Raw genomic sequence first — 19,395 nt, forward strand, 5'->3', positions numbered from 1 at the left:
CGCGCCCGGCAAACCATGCAAATATGATATGGATTCCGAGATTTATTATTTATCCGCTGCATGATCCCGGCGGTAACCTGCGCTCCAGATTCCCGGCGCGCGCTCGCTTCGCAGCCACGCGCCGGGCCGGCATCGAACCGCCCGGCCGCGCCCGGGCGCCTCGCATCGGAGACCCAGATGAGCGTCGAGATCATCGGCATGATCCAGAGCCAGAAGCAGTCGGAAATCCACCCGCCGCGCGGCAGCGCGGTCGACCGCGACTACGTCCGCGCATTCGCGCAAGCGCACGAGCGCGCCGGCTTCGACCGCATTCTCGTGCCGCACCACTCGACGGGACCGTCGGCGACGCTGACGATCTCGTACGCGGCGGCCGTCACCGAGCGGATCCACTTCATGCTCGCGCACCGTCCCGGCTTCACCGCGCCGACGCTCGCCGCGCGCCAGATCGCGACGCTCGACCAGTTCAGCGGCGGCCGGCTCGCGGTCCACTTCATCTCGGGCGGCGCCGACGACGAGCAGCAGCGCGACGGCGATTTCCTCGACCACGACGCGCGCTACGCGCGCACCGACGAGTATCTCGGCATCCTGCGCCGGATCTGGACCGAGGACCGGCCGTTCGATCACGAGGGCGTCCACTACCGCTTCAAGCAAGGCTATTCGGACGTGAAGCCCGCGCAGAAGCCGCACGTGCCCGTGTATTTCGGCGGCGCGTCGGACGCGGCGCTCGCGGTCGCCGGCAGGCACGCGGACGTCTATGCGCTGTGGGGCGAATCGCTCGACCAGGTGCGCGACCTGACGACGCGCGTGCGCGCCGCGGCGGCCGCGCACGGACGGCAATTGCGCTTCTCGGTGTCGTTCCGGCCGATCCTCGCCGCGACCGAGGACGCCGCGTGGGCCCGCGCGCACCGGATCCTCGACGAGACGCGGCGGCTGCGCGAGGCGGCGGGGCTCGGCGTCGGCAGCCCGCAGCAGAGCGAGGGCGCGCGGCGGCTGCTCGCCGCGGCCGAGCGCGGCGCGCGCGTCGACAAGCGGCTGTGGACCGAAATCGCGAAGCTCACGGGCGCGCGCTCGAACTCGACCGCGCTCGTCGGCACGCCCGAGCAGGTCGCCGACGCGCTCGCCGACTACTACGACCTCGGCGTGACGACGTTCCTGATCCGCGGCTTCGACCCGCTCGACGACGCGATCGACTACGGCCGCGAGCTGATTCCACGCGTGCGCGAGCGCGTCGCCGCGCGCGACGCCGCCCGCAAGGCCGCGTGAGCGCGCGAAGGCCCGATCCGCCCTCGCGTCGCCAGCCGGCCGATCAAACGATCGACCGGCCTGCCCATCAGTCAACCAATGCCATCCGCGCCATGTCCGCCGTCCCGCTAGCCGAAACTCGCCCCGCATCCGGCCTCGCGCTCAATCCGCAGCCGCAGCGGAAATTCTGGTTCGAGCCGCCCGCGCCGCGCATCGGCGTCGAAGCGGAGCGCCGCCATCGGCGCGAGCGGCTCGCCGGCGCGTTCCGGCTGTTCGCGCGGCACGGCTTCGATCTCGGCCTCGCCGGCCACATCACCGCGCGCGATCCGGAGCTGACCGACCACTTCTGGGTCAATCCGCTCGGCGTGCATTTCTCGCGGATCAAGGTGTCCGACCTGCTGCTCGTCAACAGCCGCGGCGAGACCGTGATCGGCGACCGGCCGCTCAACAAGGCCGCGTTCGCGATCCATGCGGCGATCCACGATGCGCATCCGCATGTCGTCGCGGCCGCGCACACGCATTCGACGTACGGCAAGGCGTGGTCGACGCTCGGCCGCCCGCTCGATCCGCTGACGCAGGACGCGTGCGCGTTCTTCGAGGATCACGCGCTCTTCGACGACTTCACCGGCATGGTCGTCGACACGAGCGAAGGCGAGCGGATCGCGCGCGCGCTCGCGAAGCCGGACGGCGGCGGCACGCACAAGGGCGCGATCCTGCGCAATCACGGAATCCTGACCGCGGGGCCGAGCGTCGAGGCGGCCGCGTGGTGGTACATCGCGCTCGACAACGTCGCGCACACGCAGCTGCTTGCCGAGGCGGCGGGCGCGCCCCGCCCGATCGACGCCGCCACCGCGCGCCATACGCACGGGCAGATCGGCGGCCCCGAAGGCGCGCTGCACGCGTTCGAGAGCCTGTACGCGACGCTCGTCGCCGCCGAGCCCGAGCTGCTCGATTGAGCTCGATTGAGCTCGATTGATCGCGATCGACGCACGATCGCGTCGCCTCGCCACTCGCTACGCCCGGAGATCTTCGCCATGACACATGTCCCCGATACCGCTTCGTCCGACGCCGCTTCATCCGACGCCGCGCCCGCGCGCGACGCGACCGCACAGGCGCCGACGCCGCCCGCGCCGAGCCGCCGCAAGCTGCTGCGCGCGGCGGGCGCGGCCGCGGCGCTGACGCTCGGCGGCCGGGTCTGGTCCGCGCCGCCGCTCAGGAAGCTCACGTTCGCGTGGAACCAGAACGCGTTCTGCCTCACGCCGATCGTCGTCGCGAAAGCGCTCGGCTTCTTCGAGAAAAACGGCCTGTCGGTCGACCTGATCAACTACAGCGGCTCGACCGACCAGCTGCTCGAATCGATCGCGACCGGCAAGGCCGACGCCGCGGTCGGCATGATCCACCGCTGGCTGAAGCCGCTCGAAGCCGGCTTCGACGTGAAGATCATCGGCAGCTCGCACGGCGGCTGCGTGCGCCTCGTCGGCGCGAAGGCGGCGGGCGTCACGTCGCTTGCGGCGCTGAAGGGCAGGACCGTCGGCGTGAGCGACCTCGCCGCGCCCGGCAAGCACTTCTTCTCGATCCTGCTCGCGAAGCACGGCATCGATCCGGAGCGCGACGTCACGTGGCGGCAGTATCCGGCCGACCTGCTCGGCGTCGCGGCCGACAAGGGCGAGATTCACGCGATCGCCGACGGCGACCCGAACCTCTATCTGCTCGAGAAGCGCAGCCGAGGCGCGTACGTCGAGCTCGCGACGAACCTGTCCGGCGAGTACGCGCGCAAGGTGTGCTGCGTGATCGGCGCGCGCGGCGCGCTCGTGCGCAACGACCGGCCGGCCGCCGCCGCGCTCGCGCGCTCGATCGTGCAGGCGACCGACTACACGCACGAGAACCCGAACGAATCGGCGAAGGTGTTCGCGAAATATTCGCCGAAGATCGATCCGGAAGACCTGCGCAAGCTGTACGCGACGCTCACGTACGCGCACCATCCGACCAACGTCGATCTGCAGAGCGAGATCGCGTTCTATGCGGACGACTTTCGCCGGATCGGCGTGATCAAGAAATCGACCGACCCGCAGCGCTTCGCGCAGCAGGTCTACGCGAACGTGCTGGGGTGATCCGATGGCGACGCTACCTGATGCATCGTCCCCGGCGCCGTCCGCCGCCGTCGACGGCGGGCGCCGGGGCGCGGCGGCCGCCGCGAGGCGCGCCGCACGCGCGCACGCGCCCGCCTGCGGCGCGTGCGCCACGGCAGGCGAGCCCGCCGCGCGCCGCGCGAACGCAGCCGGACGCTGGCGCGCGGGACTCGTCGCGGCCGTCGCGTGGCTCGCGCTCGGCGCGATCGCGCGACAGTGGCCGAACCGGATCGTCGGCTTCGCCGACTGGGCGTACACCGACGCGCTCGGCATCGCCGCGTGGATCGTCGCCGCCGCGCTGGCGGCGCTCGCGGGGCTGAGCGCGTTCGTGCGCGTCGCACCCGGCGCGCGCGCCGGCGCCGCGCTCGCGACGCTGCGGCGCGCGGGCCCGTGGCTCGTCGCGCTACCGGTCGGCCTCGCCGCATGGGAAATCCTGACCGCGAAGACCGCGCTGCTGCCGACGCCGTTCTTCGCGCCGCCGCAGGCGCTGATCGAGGTGTACGCCGACGACTGGCCGCGTCTCGCCGGCAGCGCCGGCAACACGCTGAGGCTGCTCGGCATCGGCTTTCTGTACGGCGCGATCGTCGGCTTTCTGGTCGGCGTGTCGATCGGCTGGTCGCGGCGCATCGGCTACTGGGTGCATCCGGTGCTGCGCGTGCTCGGCCCCGTGCCGGCGACCGCGCTGCTGCCGCTCACGTTCTACTTCTTCCCGTCGAGCTATTCGGCCGCCGCGTTCCTGATCGCGCTCGCGACGGGCTTTCCGGTCGCGGTGCTCACGTGGTCCGGCGTCGCGAGCGTGAACAACGCGTATTACGACGTCGCGCGCACGCTCGGCGCGAACGCGCGCTTCCTCGTGCTGCGCGTCGCGATCCCGGCCGCGCTGCCGCAGGTGTTCGTCGGCCTCTTCATGGGCTTGAGCGCATCGTTCACGGTGCTCGTCACGGCCGAGATGATGGGCGTCAAGTCCGGCCTCGGCTGGTATCTGAGCTGGGCGCAGGGCTGGGCGTCGTACGTCAACATGTACGCGGCGCTCATCGTGATGGCGCTCTTGTTCTCCGGACTCATCACACTGCTGTTCGCGGTGCGCGACCGGGCGCTCGCGTGGCAGAAAGGAACCGTCAAATGGTGAGCGAAGCGATTGCGGCGCGGGCGGCCGATGCCCGAGGATCGGCCCCGGCGAATGCGGCGTCGGCAGCGTCGGCTGCCGCGCCGAGCGGCGCGCGCATCGACGTGCGGCGCGTCAGCCACTGGTTCGACACGCCCGGCGGGCCGCTCAAGGTGCTCGACGACGTCACGCTGTCCGTCGCGCCCGGCGAGTTCGTCGCGCTGCTCGGGCCGAGCGGCTGCGGGAAATCGACGCTGCTGCGGCTCGTCGCGGGCCTCGATGCGGCGACGCAGGGCACGCTCCAGCAGAACGGCGCGCCGATCACGCGGCCCGATCCGTCGCGGATCGTCGTGTTCCAGGATCCGACGCTGTATCCGTGGCGGCGCGTGCGCGCGAACGTCGCGCTCGGGCTGCAGGCGCGCGGCGTGCTGAAGCGCGAGCGCGGCCGCGTCGACGAGGCGCTCGCGCGCGTCGGCCTGACCGAGTTCGCCGACGCGTTTCCGCATCAATTGTCGGGCGGGATGGCGCAGCGCGTCGCGCTCGCGCGGGCGCTCGTCAACGATCCGCAACTGCTCGTGCTCGACGAGCCGCTCGGCAAGCTCGATTCGCTCACGCGGCTCGCGATGCAGGCCGAGCTCGCCGCGCTGTGGCAGCGCTCGCGGTTCTCCGCGCTGCTCGTCACGCACGACGTCGAGGAGGCGCTCTTTCTCGCGCAGCGCGTGATCGTGTTCGGGCCGCGGCCCGCGCGCATCGTCGCGGAGCTGCGCGTGGACCTGCCCTATCCGCGCCATCGCGGCGACCCGCTCCTCGCCGGGCTGCGGCGCGAGGCGCTGCGGCATCTCGGGCTCGACGCGAGCTGGTAGGCGGCGGTGCGGCGGACGATGCGCGGAAGGCTGGGCGATGACGCGCCGCTCTCGGTTTGCACGGCAGGCGGGCGCGGCATGACGCGAACGAAAGTCGCGGGCGATGCGGGCCGCGATGGCGGGCATCGATCGGGACGATGGAGTCGGTCGGATCGAGCGTTTCGAGCGTTTCGAGCTCGCCGAAAACATCGCGTACATCGAGCGCATCGAACGTATCGAATGCATCGAACAAACCAACCTTCTCGGACAACTCCGATATCACCGACCACATGACCACGAACCTCGCCCCGTCGAGCACGCCGGACGCCCCGATGGACACGGCCGCCCCAAGCGCCACGAACCGCTCGATCAGTTCGTTCGACATTGCCCGCCCGAATCTCGACCGACCGCCTCCCGACACGCGCACGTCCAACGCCCCGATGACATCGCCCCGCGACGCCTGCCGACGACAATTCCTCGCCTACGCCGCCGCGACCGCACTCGCCGCGCCGTTCGCCGCCCGCGCGCAAACCGGCGGGCAGGCCGGCGCGCGCCCGTTGCTGAACGCCGGCGACCAGAAAGGCGGCCTGCGCGCGCTGCTCGAAGCGGCGGGCGCGCTCGCAGGCGTTCCATACGACATCCAGTGGTCCGAGTTCCCCGCCGCGGCGCCGCTCGCCGAGGCGCTGAACGCGGGCGCCGTCGACTGCGGCCCGATCGGCGACGCGCCCGTGATCTTCGCGCTCGCGTCCGGTGCGCGCGTGAAAGTGATCGGCGCGAACCGCTCGGATCCATACGGCACCGCGATCGTCGTCGCGCCCGACGCGCCGCTGCGCCGCGCCGACGACCTGAAAGGCAAGCGCGTCGGCACGACGCGCGGTTCGATCGGCCATTTCGTCACGCTGAAGGCGCTCGACGCAGCGGGCCTCGCGCCCGCCGACGTCGAATTCCGCTTCCTGCCGCCCGCCGACACGATGCTCGCGCTCGCGAGCGGCTCGATCGACGCATGGGCGACCTGGGAGCCGTACACCGCGCTCGCGGAGACGAGCGGCCGCGCGCGCGTGCTCGTCGACGGACGCGGGCTGTGGTCGGGCTTGAGCTACCTCGCGGCGACCGACGCCGCGATCGCCGCGAAGCGCGACGTGCTGCGCGATTTCCTGCAGCGGGTCGTGCGCGCGCAGGTGTGGTCGTATCGGCACGTCGACACGTATTCGGCGACGCTCGCGCGGATCATCGGCATCCCGCCCGCCGCCGCGCGCCTGCAGTTCGAGCGGCGCCGCACGCAATGGCAGCCGATCGACGGTACGATCGTCGCCGAGCAGCAGCGCAGCGCCGACTTCTATCGGCAGGCGGGCCTGCTGAAGCGTGCGCTCGACGTGCGGCCGACGTTCGATCGCGGCTTTCCGCTCGCGTCGAGCTAGCGGCGGCTTGCGTCGATATCGGACGCGCATCGGCGGCGATCCTCTCGGCGGGACCGCGTTCGATGGCGCAAAGACCGGGCCCGACGATTGCGGCAACGGGCATGGCGCGCGCTTGCCCGAACGGCGCGACGCGACGATCGGCCGTCCCGCGGCCGGCCGCGCGAACGCGAGGCGGGCCGCGGATTCGCGTGGCCGGCCCCGGCGCGTTAGTGGACGCGCTCGGACACGAACGCTCGGGGACGCGGGCAATCTGGCAGAATCACGATTCCGCCTGCGTTTCCCTTACTCCGTACCGGTCTCCGTGTTCGAGCGCGCCATGCCAGTCATCAGCGATCTTTTCGTCTATCCGATCAAGTCCTGCGCGGGCATTGCGACGGTTCGCGCGCAATTGCTCGTCACGGGGCTCGAATACGACCGCAACTGGATGGTCACCGACCCGACGGGCGCGATGATCACGCAGCGCACGCATCCGAAGCTCGCGCTCGTGCGCACGGAGATCGGCGAGCGCGACCTCGTCGTCGCCGCGCCGGGCATGCCCGAGCTGCGCACGCCGCTCGCAGCGGCGGCGCTCGCGGGCGCGGGCGCGGAGCCGCTCGCGGCGACCGTCTGGCGCGACACCGTGAACGCGCTCGACACCGGCGCGCATGCGACGCGCTGGTTCAGCGAATTCCTCGGCACGCCTGCGCGGCTCGCGCGCTTCGCGCCCAATGCGCGGCGCGTGGTCGGCGCGAAGTGGACGGGCGCGTTCACGTCGTACGCGCAGTTCGCGGACGGCTTTCCGATCATGGTCGTCGGCCAGTCGTCGCTCGACGACCTGAACGCGCGGCTGCGCCGCAAGGGCGCGCCCGCGGTGCCGATGGACCGCTTCCGGCCGAACGTCGTGCTGACGGGCCTCGACGCGTACGAAGAGGACTACGTCGACTACCTCGACGTGCAGACGGGCAACGGCGGCGTGCGCCTGAGCCTCGTGAAGCTCTGCACGCGTTGCCCGGTCCCGACGATCGACCAGCGCACCGGCGCGCCGGATCCCGGCTGGCCGAACGAGCCGCTCGACACGATGAGCGTCTATCGCGGCAACGCGCAGTTCGACGGCGCGCTGACGTTCGGCAAGAACGCGATCGTCGTGAACGGCGAAGGCGCGTTTCTGGAAATCGGGCAATCGGTCGATGCGGAGATCGCGTTCGGCGATTGACGCCGCGCGCGTTCGCGAAGCCCGGATACGGCGCAGCAGCGACTTCGCGCGACGGTGCGGCTACGGTTCGTCGTGCGGCGGCAGCGCGTTTGCGTCGATACTCGTCCGTGCGCGTCCATATGCGCCGGCGCGATCTGACGCGCCGCCGGGCGCGGACGACGCAGCCCGCGATCAACGGCAATGTGCGAGCGGCGCCTGTCGTTGACGATCTCGCCCGTTCCACCGATTCGGCCGGTCCGTCGATCTGATCGATTTCGACGATTTCACCGATCTCGTCGCTTGCATCGGCTTCGCGACGAAAGAACTCACGCGCGGCGCATCGGTCGCATCACGCGTCGAATGTCACGCGTCGAATGTCACGCGTCGAATGTCACGCGTCGAATGTCACGCGTCGAATGTCACGCGTCGAATGTCACGCGTCGAATGTCACGCGTCGAATGTCACGCGTCGAATGTCACGCGTCGAACGAACCTCCATCCGACGCACCGCATCCCACCCGCTCCGACGACCGGCCGACGGCCAATATTTCCAGCGCGGCGCGCTCACGCCGCATGCACCGGCAGCGTCACCCGCACGACGAGCCCGCGGCCTCGCGCATGGCCGTCCGCGGGACCATCGCTCGACCGCTCCCCGCTCTCACGGCGCCCGCCGCTTCCGCCACCCTCGCCGACCGCATCGTCCAGCTCGACCTTCCCCCAATGCACGCGCGCGATCTCGCGCACGATCGACAACCCGAGCCCCGTCCCTTCGACCGCGAGCGTCGCCTGGCTCCGATAGAAGCGCTCGAACACCGCGTCGCGCTCGTCAGGCGCGATCCCCGGCCCGTCGTCGATCACTTCGAGCCGCGCGAAGTCGCCGTCGCGCACGATCCGCACCGTGATCACCGCGCCGTCGCCCGCATAGCGGATCGCGTTGTCGATCAGGTTGCCGATCATCTCGCCGAGCAGATCCGCGCGCCCCATCACGTCGACGCTCGCGTGCTGCTCGAAGCCGAGATCGATGCCGCGCGCGCGGGCAACGCTCGACCAGTCGAGCGTCACGCTGCGCGCGAGCTTCGCGAGCGCGACCGGCTTGCGCGAGATCGCCGGCGCGACGTCCGATTCGAGCCGCGACAGCGACAGCAATTGCTGGACGATCTTCGCCGCCTGCCGCACCGCGCCGTTCACGCGCCGCAGATGCACGCTCACGCGCTCGTGTTCGGCCGGCCGCAGCGCCAGCTCGACGCCCGCCTGCGCGGCCGCGAGCGGCGTCTTCAACTGATGCGCGGCATCGGCGAAGAAGCGCCGCCGCGCGACCTGCATCCGCTGCGTGCGGCCGATGTACTGGTTGATCGATTCGACGAGCGGCGCGACTTCGCTCGGCATGCCGCTCGTCTCGAGCGGCGTCGGGTCGTCTTCCGCGCGCGCGGCGACCTTCGCCGACAGCCGGTTCAGCGGCCTCAGCCCGCGCCCGACGCCGAGCCACACGATCCCGAGCGCGAGCACGACGAGCAAGCCCTCCTGCAGCAGCGAGCCGACGAGAATCTCGCGCGCGAGCGCCTGCCGCGCCTCGATCGTCTCGCCGACCATCACCCAGACGACGCGCGTTTGCGCGGTCGACACATCGTGCACGGGCAGCCGCAGCGCGGCCATCCGAAGCCGCTCGCCACGGTAGACGGCGTCGTAGAAGGACAGCGCGTACAGTTGCTCGCCCGCTTTCAGCGGAGGCGGCGGCAGGTCGCGGTAGCCGGTGATCGCACGGCCGTCGTCGCCGCGGATCAGATAGTAGATCTTGCCGCCGTCGTTCGATTCGAACATCTCGAGCGCGAGATACGGCAGATCGACTTCGACGTCGCCGCCCACGAGCCGCACGCCCTCGCGGATCGACTTCAGCGACGACGCGAGCGTGCGGTCGAACGCGACGTGCGCGGCGTTCATCGCGCGCTGGTACGTGAGCCACGAATCGAGCGCGAGGAGACCGAGAAACGGCAGCAGCAGCCACAGCGCGACCTGCGCGCGCAGATTGAGCCGCGTCATCGCGGCTGCGCCTCGAGCAGATAGCCGAGCCCGCGCAGCGTGACGATCGCGACGCCGCTGCCTTCGAGCTTCTTGCGCAGCCGGTGCACGTAGATCTCGATCGCGTCGGCGTTCACCGATTCGTCGAGGCCGAAGATCTTCTCCGACAGCGTCTCCTTGTTGATCGCGCGGCCGTTGCGCAGGATCAGCACCTCGAGCACCGAGCGCTCGCGCGGCGTGAGCGGCAGCGGCTCGCCCGCGAGCCGGAAGCTGCGGTCGACGCTGTCGTACGCGAGCGGCCCGCATTCGACGCGCGAATGCTCATGGCCCAGGCTGCGCCGGATCAGCGCGCGGGCGCGCGCTTCGAGCTCGGTCAGCTCGAACGGCTTCGCGAGATAATCGTCGGCCCCGAGATCGAGCCCCTTGACGCGATCCTCGACCGAGCCGTGCGCGGTGAGGATCAGCACCGGCACCGGATTGCGGCGCGCGCGCAGCCGCCGCAGCACCTCGAGGCCGTCGAGCTTCGGCAGCCCGAGATCGAGGATCACCAGCGCGTAATCCTGCGTGCGCAGCACGTGGTCCGCCGCCTCCCCGTCCGCCATGTGATCGACCGCGAAGCGCGCGGCGCTCAGCGCGTCGTTCAGCGACTGCGCAAGGATGGGATTGTCTTCGACGAGCAGCACACGCATGGGTATTCCGGTCAGGCAAACGCAGGCCGCTACATTACACGATCCTTTCCGCCGTGACGCTCCTCGGAAACACCTGTCTCGCGCGCCGCCCGCTCCTTCCGTCCGCCTGCCCGACCACCGCCCGTCACTCCGCCGCGGGCTGGTTTCCCGTCGCGAATCCCCGCGCGTCGCCACGGTCCGCGGCTTCGCTGCGTGCGCGAAGCGCGACCACCACGGCCAGGAATGCAGCGCTCGAGAAGACGGTCACGGCAATCATCGGGCGGGCGGAGCCGTCCGACAGCCACGCCAGCACGCCGCCGCACAGTGCGGTGATCGCCATCTGGATGAAGAAGAACAGCCCGGAAGCCGTGCCCGCGATCTTCGTATAGGGCTGCATCACCGCGAACTGGCACGCGGGAATCGCGATTCCGACCGCCACCATCACGACGAACATCGGCACGACGATGGCCGCGGCGGATGCCGGCGCCACGGCGCCGGCCGCCCACAGCGCGGCGGCCCCGGCCAGGTTCACGCAGGCCGCCGCCGCGATGATGGAATCGGCCTTCCACCTGCCGCCGGATCGCCTGAACACGCTCGATCCGATCAGATATCCGAGCACGGTCAGGCCGAAGATCGCCGCGTAGACGGAGCCGGACACGCCCATGTTCCGCTGGAACAGCGTCGACGATTCCGCGATGAACGGGAAGTAGGTGCAGTAGACGAAACCGATCGCCAGCGAGTAGCGCAGGAAACGGCGATCGCGGAGCAATCCGCCGTACGTTCGCAGCAGCCCCGGGCCCGGTTCGCGCCGCGTCTCGCTTTCACGCGTCTCGGGCAGATGCCGCAGCACCATCGCGGTCGCGACGACGCCGCCGGCTGCGAGCCACGCGAACACGCCGCGCCACCCGAACCATTCGGCGACCGCGCTGCCTGCCAGCGGCGCGATCACCGGCGACAGGGCCATGCCCGCCGAGATGCGGCTGAGCATCGTGGCCTGCATCGCGGTCGGAAAGCGCTCGCGCACGATCACCCGGCCGATCACCGTGCCGCTGCAGCCACCGAGCGCCTGGAAGATGCGCGCGCAGACAATCGCCGGAATACTCGTCGACAACGCGCAGGCAACGCTCGCGGCCACGTAGAGGCACAGCCCGCCGAGAAGGACCGGACGGCGGCCGTATCGATCCGACAACGGTCCCGACACCAGCATCGAAAGCGCATAGCCGACCATGTACAGGGTCAGCGTGAGCTGAAGCTGCGCGTCGGTGCCGTGCAGCGCGTCCGCCATCGCGGGCAGCGACGGCAGGTAGGCGTCGATCGTCACGCGCGGCAGGCAAACGACGAGCATCAACAGGAACAACCAGCCCCATTCGGGCAATGACCGGGGCTTCATACGGCGAATCCGTCTCCAGCAATACCGAACGTCCGCGTGATCGGCCGCAATGCAATGTCTTCTTCCGCGAACGCGGAAGCGATGTCGGTCGCGATTCGGCGGGCGCGTTTGGCGACCATCTCCAGCGAGCTGACGAAGAAGTAGGTCCCGGACGTGATGTGGCCGAGCGCGCGGAGCTGATAGTCCGGCTCGCCGTCACTGCCGAGCAGCGCGCCCGTTTCGAAGTCGACGCGGATGCCGCCCCGCCAGTCCCGGCTGGCCACCCCGTCCTGCAGCATCTGCCAGACCAGCGCCGAGTCGCCCGGCTCCCGGACATCCCTGGCGGCGCCCGTTGCATTGACGACGTAGTCGTAGGGTTCGCCGGCTGCCCGGCCCGCGATCGCCGGCGCAATCCGGTGCGGATGCGTCCGATCGAACGCGATCGGCGTCTTCAAGAGTTTCAGGCGGCCTTCGTCGAGCATGCGCGCGAGCACGCGCGCGTTCCCCACCGGCATCGGCGCCCGGCGGGCGAGCCAGTGGCGGGCGAAGCGCTTCAGCGCGAACGCCTGGCTGACCGGATCCAGCGCGTGCCACGCGAATTCGACGAGGTCGTTGGTCGCGACCAGGACCGTCTGCCACGCGCGTTCGCGGTCCGCCTGCGCGATCTCGTCGCGCAGCAGCGCGACCGCATCGCCAGGCTCGGCGAACAGTTCCCGCCAGTCCGCGCCCGCTGCGCGGAATTCCGCGCGGATCAGGCGTCCGAGCTGGCGCAGGCTGATCTTGCGGCGGCCATCCGAGGTCAGCGCGTCGAGCCGCTCCGCCGTCAGGTGGCGCAGCGGCTGCGGCCGGGCCTGCCGCCCCTTCACGAGCGGCAGCACGCCGGTATTCGACACCATGTGGATCTCGGCGCGGCTGTTCATCCTGTCTAGGCTGACCGCGATGTCGACCGCCGTGAGGCTCGCGCCGAGGATCGCGATCCGGTTCGCGCCGGCCAGCTGCGCAAGCGCCGGCGCGAGCGGATACGGGCGATGGATGTAACGCGCGTGCCCGGCAAGACCGTAGTGATCGCACGGCCCCGTATTGCCGACTGCGATGACGACGCTGTCGGCATCGAACGCTTCGCCGTCCGCAACGAGGCGATACCGGGTGTCCCGCGTGATCCGGCGAATCTCCCGGTGCACGACGTCGATCGCCAGGCCCTTGCGGCGCGCGGTCGACATCGTCTCGTTGAAAAAGTCGTGGAGATAGCGGCCGAACAGCGCCCGCGACACATAGGTGGACGACAGGTCGCGCCGGACCAGTTCGTGCAGATCGGGTTCATGGTGCGACTTCCACCGTACCCACGACGTGAACGTCGAAAAATCGGCGGCCGAGACCGACATCGTCTCGACCGCGCGATTCAGCAGCGCCGAATCGACGTCCGGCTGGTACGCAAGACCCGGGCCGACCAGCGGCCTCGGCTCGAATACCTTGACCTGAAGCCGCGCCGCGACCGACGGCGTGACCAGGTTACTCAGGTGATGAAGAAACGCGACGCTGGCCGCGCCCCCGCCAACGACAGCCAGCGTCAATCTCTCGGTGTTCTTTGTTATGTACAACGTGCCCTCGGACGGAATGAGTAGTGCCGTCACAGAAATTTAGGGGGAAAGTGATATAAGCTGAAGGACCATTAAATTGAATATTGACCGGACCACTATGACGCGAGGCAAAGCCGCGATTCCGCTCGATCTGCCGTGCCCGCCCGGGCTGTCGCCGGGCAGCCCGCATTCGAAGCAGGAATGCATTGCCGACGCGATTCGCGACGCGATCCTGAAACGGCTGCTTCCGGGCGACAGCCCGCTGCCATCCAGCCGGACGCTTGCCGCCCGCTGGGGCGTGGCGCGGGGAACGGTCGAGGCGGCGTACGACCGGCTGTGCGCCGAGGGCTACATCGCGCGCACGCGAGGCGCCGGCTCACGCGTGTGCGCGGTGGTGCCGGACAGCTATCTGCGCGCCGCCACGCAATCGCGGGAGAGCGGCCCCCGCCGCCCCGGCGCGGCGCCGGCGCCGGCGGGCGCTGCCGGCGCGGGCGCCCCGGAACACGCGGTGCGCCCGGGCGTCCCGTTCATTGCGCGGCTCGCCGACCCCGAATTGCTGCCGTTGCAGCAATGGAAGAAGCACCTCGGGACAAGCCTGCTTGCCGCCACGGCCAACGATCTCTGCTCGACGCCGTCGCAAGGCGACGAGTCCCTGCGCGGCGAAATTGCCGGGTACCTGCGGGAATACCGCGGCATCCCGTGCGACGCGGACGACATCTTCATCACGACCGGCATCCGGCATTCGATCGACCTCGTCGCGCGCACCGTGCTCTCACCCGGCTCGACGGTGCTGATGGAAGATCCCGGCTACGCGTCGGCGTGGCAGATCTTCACGATGGCGGGCGCGGCCGTGGCCGACATACCGGTCGACCGGGAGGGTATCGAGACGGTCGCGCTGGACCGGCATGCCGATGCGCGCGCCGCCTACGTGACGCCCGCGCACCAGGCGCCGCTCGGGATCACGATGTCGGTTTCGCGCCGGCTCGAACTGCTCGACTGGGCACAGCGCAACCGTGCCTGGATCATCGAGGACGACTACGACGGCGAATTCAGTTACCAGACCGCTCCGCTTCCCGCGCTGAAATCGCTCGACGCGTGCGATCGCGTGATCTATTGCGGTTCGTTCAACAAGACGCTGTTCTCGGGACTGCGGATCGGCTTCATGATCTTGCCGGCGGAACTGCGGCCAGCGCTGTCGGCCGTGTGGCGCGCGACCGCGCGCTCGGTCAGCGTCGCGCCGCAGCTCGCGCTGGCCCGCTTCATCGGACGCGGCGATTTCGCGAAGCACCTGCGCGCCAGCCGTCACGCGTACCGCCAGCGGCGCGACATCGTGCTCGATCAGTTGGCGAAACACGGCGACGGGCGTTACACGGTGTCGGGCGAACATGCGGGCTTTCACTTCGTGCTGTGGCTGCCGCCCGGCACGGACGACGCAACGTTCGTCGCGCGCACGCGGGCGGCCGGCGTGTCGTTGCAGCCGATCCGCGGTTTTTGCCGGAGCGCCGTGCTCGACGCGGGCGTGATCGTCGGCTATGCGGCCTTGACGGCCGCGCATGCGCGGCATGGCGGCCGGATACTCGGCAAGCTGCTGGCGCAACCCGAATAACCGTCGCGACGGCCGCCGCCGTTACCCTCCGCTCCCCCATCGGCCATCGCCGCGCGCAACCTGAAGCGCGGCCGGCGCCGCCCGGACCTCGGGAAATCCATGACGCCAATCGCGCCATCGCGAACCGAAATGAAAGCGGGCTGAAAGTGCCTCGCAATTACCATCCGCGTCACTCGAACAACACATAAACGCAACTGGAGGAAGACATGCAGTACGCATCGGCAAGCATCGCCGCCGTTCTTTTCGTCGCCGCAAGCACTGTCGGCGCACAGGTCCCGGCGGGTTATCCGGGTAACTACCAACGCGTGATCGACGCCGCGAAACAGGAAGGCAAGCTCGTCATCTACTCGACGACCGACACCGCGCTCGTGCGCCCGCTCATCAAGGATTTCGAAAGCCTGTATGGCGTGAAGATCGAATACAACGACATGAACAGCACCGAGCTCTACAACCGCTACGTCAGCGAAAGCGCCGCGAAAAGCACGAGCGCCGACGTGCTATGGAACTCGGCGATGGATCTGCAGGTGAAGCTCGTCAACGACGGGCTGATGGCTTCGTACGACTCGCCCGAGACGCCGCACGTGCCGCAATGGGCGCAGTACCAGAAGCAGGCGTACGGCACGACCTACGAGCCGCTCGCGATCGTCTACAACAAGCGCCTGATTCCCGAGAACGACGTGCCGAAGACGCGCGCCGACCTGATCAAGCTGCTGCAGTCGCAGCCCGACAAGTTCAAGGGCAAGGTGACGACCTACGACATCGAGAAGTCCGGCGTCGGCTTCAATTACCTGACGCAGGACGCGCACGTGAACGACAAGATGACGTGGGAGCTCGTGCGCGCGATCGGCGTGACGGGGCCGAAGCTGCAGTCGAGCACGGGCGCGATGATGGAGCGCATCTCGTCTGGCGAGAACCTCGTCGGCTACAATATCATCGGCTCGTATGCGTACGCGAAGGCGAAGAAGGACAAATCGATCGGCTACGTGTTTCCGACGGATTACACGCTCGTCGTGAGCCGCCTCGTGACGATCTCGAAGCAGGCGCAGCATCCGAACGCGGCGAAGCTGTGGGTCGACTATCTGCTGTCGAAGCGCGGCCAGACGCTGATCGCGAACCAGGCGAATCTCTACTCGATCCGCGCGGACGTGTCGGGCGAGACGTCGATGACGAGCCTCGCGAAGGATCTCGGCGATTCGCTGAAGCCGATCCAGATCGGCTCGGGCCTCCTCGTCTACCTCGACCAGTCGAAGCGCCTCGCGTTCCTCAAGCAGTGGCAGCAATCGCTCAAGCGCTAAGCCCGCGCGCGTGACCGTTCGCGCGGCCGCCGCCGCGCGAACGCCCCCCTTCGCTTTCCTTCTCCATCGACGCGGCCCGCGGGCCGCAAGGGCGAACTCATGCTTACAACCAGCACCGGCCGACCGTCCGCGCCCGTTACGCGCGCCCGCGGCGACGGCGCACTGCCCGCGCCGGCGGCGGGCGGACTCTGGCCGCTCGCCGGCATGCTGCGCTGGATCGTCGTCGCAGTCCTGACGATCGCGGTCGCGCTGCCGCTCGGCTTCATCCTGTTCCAGAGCCTGCTGTCCGCGCCGTTCTTCGACGCGAACCGGACGCTCGGCGTCGAAGGCTTCCGCTTCATCTTCACCGATCCCGATTTCTGGTCGGCCGTGAAGAACTCTTTCATCATCGCGGGCGGGATGCTGTTCATCTCGATTCCACTCGGCGGGATCCTCGCGTTCCTGATGGTGCGCACCGACCTGCCCGGCCGCCGCTGGCTCGAGCCGCTCGTGCTCACGCCCGTGTTCGTGTCGCCGATGGTGCTCGCGTTCGGCTACGTCGTCGCGGCCGGCCCGGTCGGCTTCTATTCGGTGTGGTTCAAGGCGCTGTTCGGCGTATCGAGCGTGCCCTGGAACGTCTACTCGATCTTCGCGATCACGCTGATCGTCGGCTTGACGCACGTGCCGCACGTGTACCTGTACGCGTCGGCCGCGCTGCGCAACCTCGGCTCGGACGTCGAGGAAGCGGCGCGCGTGACGGGCGCGCGGCCGTTCCGCGTCGCGTTCGACGTGAGCCTGCCGATGACGATGCCCGCCCTGCTCTTCTCGGGCGTGCTCGTGTTCTTCCTCGGCTTCGAAGTGTTCGGGCTGCCGCTCGTGCTCGGCGACCCCGAAGGCCACCTCGTGCTCGCGACGTACCTGTACAAGCTGACGAACAAGCTCGGCGTGCCGTCGTATCACCTGATGGCGGCCGTCGCCGTGTGCATCATCGCGATCACGTTCCCGCTCGTGCTGCTGCAGCGCCACTTGCTGAAGTCGGCGAACCGCTTCGTGACCGTGAAGGGCAAGGCCGGCCGCCCGACCGTGCTGCCGCTGCGCGCGTGGCGCTGGGTCGCGCTCGCGATCGTCGCCGCGTGGCTCGCGCTCACCGTGATCGTGCCGATCTCGGGCATCGTGCTGCGCGCGTTCGTGACGAACTGGGGCGAAGGCGTGGCGCTCGCCGAAGTGCTGACGGCCGCGAACTTCGTCGAGCTGTTCGAGCAGGACAACCTCGTGCGCGCGATCGTCAACACGCTCGGCATCGGCGTGATCGGCGGCGCGCTCGCGATCGGCTTCTATTCGCTCGTCGCGTTCGCCGGCCATCGCCGCCACGACTGGGTCGCGCGCATGCTCGACTACATCGTGCTGCTGCCGCGCGCGGTGCCGGGCCTCCTCGCCGGCCTCGCGTTCCTGTGGATCTTCCTGTTCGTGCCCGGCCTGCGCGAGCTGAAGAGCTCGATGTGGAGCATCTGGATCGCGTACACGGTCGTGTGGCTCGCCTACGGGATGCGCGTGATCCAGAGCGCGCTGCTGCAGGTCGGCCCGGAGCTCGAGGAAGCGGGCCGCAGCGTCGGCGCGACGCGCGCGCGCGTGTCGCTCGACGTGACGCTGCCGCTCGTGCGCTTCGGCCTGCTCGCCGCATGGCTGCTGATCTTCATGATCTTCGAGCGCGAATACTCGACGGCCGTCTATCTGCTGTCGCCCGGCACCGAGGTGATCGGCGCGCTCCTCGTGTCGCTTTGGGCGACGGGCGCGGTCGATCAGGTCGCCGCGCTGTCCGTCATCAACATCGCAATGGTCGGCGTGGGACTCGCCGTCGCATTGCGCTTCGGAGTGAAACTGCATGGATAAGCTCATCGTCGACGATCTGCATCTGAGCTACGGCGCGAACCCGATCTTGAAGGGCGTGTCGTTCGAATTGAACGCGGGCGAGGTCGTGTGCCTGCTCGGCGCGTCGGGCAGCGGCAAGACGACGCTGCTGCGCGCGGTCGCCGGGCTCGAGACGCCGTCGTCCGGCCGCATCCGGCTCGACGAGCGCACGTTCTTCGACGGCGCGCGCCGCGTCGACCTGCCCGTCGAGGCGCGCTCGCTCGGCCTCGTGTTCCAGTCGTACGCGCTGTGGCCGCACCGGAGCGTCGCCGACAACGTCGGCTACGGGCTCAAGCTGCGCCGCGTCGCGGCGGGCGAGATCAAGCGCCGCGTGCAGACCGCGCTCGACCAGCTCGGCCTCGGTCAACTCGCCGAACGCTATCCGCACCAGTTGTCGGGCGGCCAGCAGCAGCGCGTCGCGATCGCACGCGCGCTCGTCTACAACCCGCCCGTGATCCTGCTCGACGAGCCGCTGTCGAACCTCGACGCGAAGCTGCGCGAAGAAGCGCGCGCGTGGCTGCGCGAGCTGATCGTGTCGCTCGGGCTGTCCGCGCTCTGCGTGACGCACGACCAGGCCGAGGCGATGGCGATGTCGGACCGCATCCTGCTGCTGCGCGACGGCCGCATCGAGCAGGAAGGCACGCCCGCCGAGCTGTACGGCGAGCCGCGCACGCTGTATACGGCCGAGTTCATGGGCAGCAACAACCGGATCGACGCGCGCGTCGACGCGGTCGAAGGCGCGCGCGTGACGCTCGCGGGCGATGGCTGGCGGCTCGCGGCGCTCGCGCGCGGCGCGCTGCGGCAAGGCCAGGACGCGCACGCGGTGATTCGCGTCGAGCGCGTGCAGGTCGCGGACGGCCCGGGCGATAACCGGCTGCCCGCCGAGCTCGTGACGTCGATGTATCTCGGCGACCGCTGGGAATACCTGTTCCATTGCGGCGAACTGCGGCTGCGCGCGTTCGGCACGGTGCCGCGCGCGGCGGGCCGGCACTGGCTCGAGTTCCCGGCGAACGACTGCTGGGCGTTCGCGAAGGCGGGCTGATCGAGACGGGGCGCGGCGGGCGGCGGCGC

General features: G+C 69.7%; 15 protein-coding genes. 11 read left to right on the forward strand and 4 right to left on the reverse strand.

Going from position 1 to position 19,395, the window contains the following annotated elements; genetic code table 11:
- Positions 1–177 precede the first annotated feature (177 nt).
- The 7 genes from BG90_RS29015 (at position 178) to BG90_RS29045 (ending at position 7,928) form a co-directional block, all read left to right on the forward strand.
- The gene (locus BG90_RS29015) at positions 178–1,263 is read left to right on the forward strand and encodes an LLM class flavin-dependent oxidoreductase (RefSeq protein ID WP_010112065.1); all 1,086 of its coding nucleotides are present in this window, start codon (positions 178–180) and stop codon (positions 1,261–1,263) included.
- A 92-nt stretch (positions 1,264–1,355) separates the two neighbouring features.
- Entirely contained in the window at positions 1,356–2,198 is an 843-nt protein-coding gene (locus BG90_RS29020) for a class II aldolase/adducin family protein (RefSeq protein ID WP_010112066.1), read from the forward strand.
- A gap of 78 nt (positions 2,199–2,276) precedes the next feature.
- Positions 2,277–3,353, forward strand: coding sequence for an ABC transporter substrate-binding protein (locus BG90_RS29025; RefSeq protein ID WP_232355213.1), 1,077 nt, complete (start codon positions 2,277–2,279; stop codon positions 3,351–3,353).
- Between the two features lie 4 nt (positions 3,354–3,357).
- On the forward strand, positions 3,358–4,500 hold the full coding sequence (locus tag BG90_RS29030; RefSeq protein WP_045568502.1) for an ABC transporter permease: 1,143 nt from the start codon (positions 3,358–3,360) through the stop codon (positions 4,498–4,500).
- Positions 4,494–5,339: an ABC transporter ATP-binding protein gene (locus BG90_RS29035; protein ID WP_010121915.1), complete on the forward strand. Its 846-nt coding sequence runs from the start codon at positions 4,494–4,496 to the stop codon at positions 5,337–5,339. Before BG90_RS29030 ends, BG90_RS29035 begins: the two co-directional genes overlap by 7 nt.
- A 419-nt stretch (positions 5,340–5,758) precedes the next feature.
- Positions 5,759–6,736: an ABC transporter substrate-binding protein gene (locus BG90_RS29040; RefSeq protein ID WP_025990500.1), complete on the forward strand. Its 978-nt coding sequence runs from the start codon at positions 5,759–5,761 to the stop codon at positions 6,734–6,736.
- A gap of 316 nt (positions 6,737–7,052) precedes the next feature.
- A complete protein-coding gene (locus BG90_RS29045) occupies positions 7,053–7,928 on the forward strand; it encodes an MOSC domain-containing protein (RefSeq protein WP_045568503.1) in 876 nt (291 codons plus the stop codon).
- Positions 7,929–8,470: 542 nt separating this feature from the next.
- On the opposite strand, the gene BG90_RS29050 is transcribed toward BG90_RS29045, so the two are convergent.
- The 4 genes from BG90_RS29050 to BG90_RS29065 all read right to left on the reverse strand — a co-directional run bounded on the left by BG90_RS29050 (position 8,471) and on the right by BG90_RS29065 (position 13,530).
- Positions 8,471–9,943 (reverse strand): sensor histidine kinase, encoded by a 1,473-nt coding sequence (locus tag BG90_RS29050; RefSeq protein ID WP_010118234.1) that lies wholly within the window; start codon positions 9,941–9,943, stop codon positions 8,471–8,473.
- Complete coding sequence (locus tag BG90_RS29055) at positions 9,940–10,611, reverse strand: response regulator (protein WP_010108477.1); 672 nt, start codon at positions 10,609–10,611, stop codon at positions 9,940–9,942. The genes BG90_RS29050 and BG90_RS29055 overlap by 4 nt, the downstream gene beginning before the upstream one ends.
- Positions 10,612–10,735: 124 nt before the next feature.
- Positions 10,736–11,980 (reverse strand): multidrug effflux MFS transporter, encoded by a 1,245-nt coding sequence (locus BG90_RS29060; protein WP_025990176.1) that lies wholly within the window; start codon positions 11,978–11,980, stop codon positions 10,736–10,738.
- Entirely contained in the window at positions 11,977–13,530 is a 1,554-nt protein-coding gene (locus BG90_RS29065; RefSeq protein WP_010118231.1) for an FAD/NAD(P)-binding protein, read from the reverse strand. Before BG90_RS29065 ends, BG90_RS29060 begins: the two co-directional genes overlap by 4 nt.
- 124 nt (positions 13,531–13,654) lie before the next feature.
- Here BG90_RS29065 and pdxR point away from each other — a divergent pair, with 124 nt between their 5' ends.
- The 4 genes from pdxR to BG90_RS29085 all read left to right on the forward strand — a co-directional run bounded on the left by pdxR (position 13,655) and on the right by BG90_RS29085 (position 19,366).
- Positions 13,655–15,142 (forward strand): MocR-like pyridoxine biosynthesis transcription factor PdxR, encoded by a 1,488-nt coding sequence (gene pdxR / locus BG90_RS29070; protein ID WP_045568504.1) that lies wholly within the window; start codon positions 13,655–13,657, stop codon positions 15,140–15,142.
- A gap of 206 nt (positions 15,143–15,348) precedes the next feature.
- The gene (locus tag BG90_RS29075; RefSeq protein ID WP_010118227.1) at positions 15,349–16,437 is read left to right on the forward strand and encodes an ABC transporter substrate-binding protein; all 1,089 of its coding nucleotides are present in this window, start codon (positions 15,349–15,351) and stop codon (positions 16,435–16,437) included.
- A 99-nt stretch (positions 16,438–16,536) separates the two neighbouring features.
- Complete coding sequence (locus BG90_RS29080; RefSeq protein WP_010108470.1) at positions 16,537–18,306, forward strand: ABC transporter permease; 1,770 nt, start codon at positions 16,537–16,539, stop codon at positions 18,304–18,306.
- Positions 18,299–19,366: an ABC transporter ATP-binding protein gene (locus BG90_RS29085; protein WP_010108468.1), complete on the forward strand. Its 1,068-nt coding sequence runs from the start codon at positions 18,299–18,301 to the stop codon at positions 19,364–19,366. Before BG90_RS29080 ends, BG90_RS29085 begins: the two co-directional genes overlap by 8 nt.
- Positions 19,367–19,395: the final 29 nt, after the last annotated feature.

The organism is Burkholderia oklahomensis C6786 (assembly GCF_000959365.1).
Lineage (GTDB): Bacteria > Pseudomonadota > Gammaproteobacteria > Burkholderiales > Burkholderiaceae > Burkholderia > Burkholderia oklahomensis.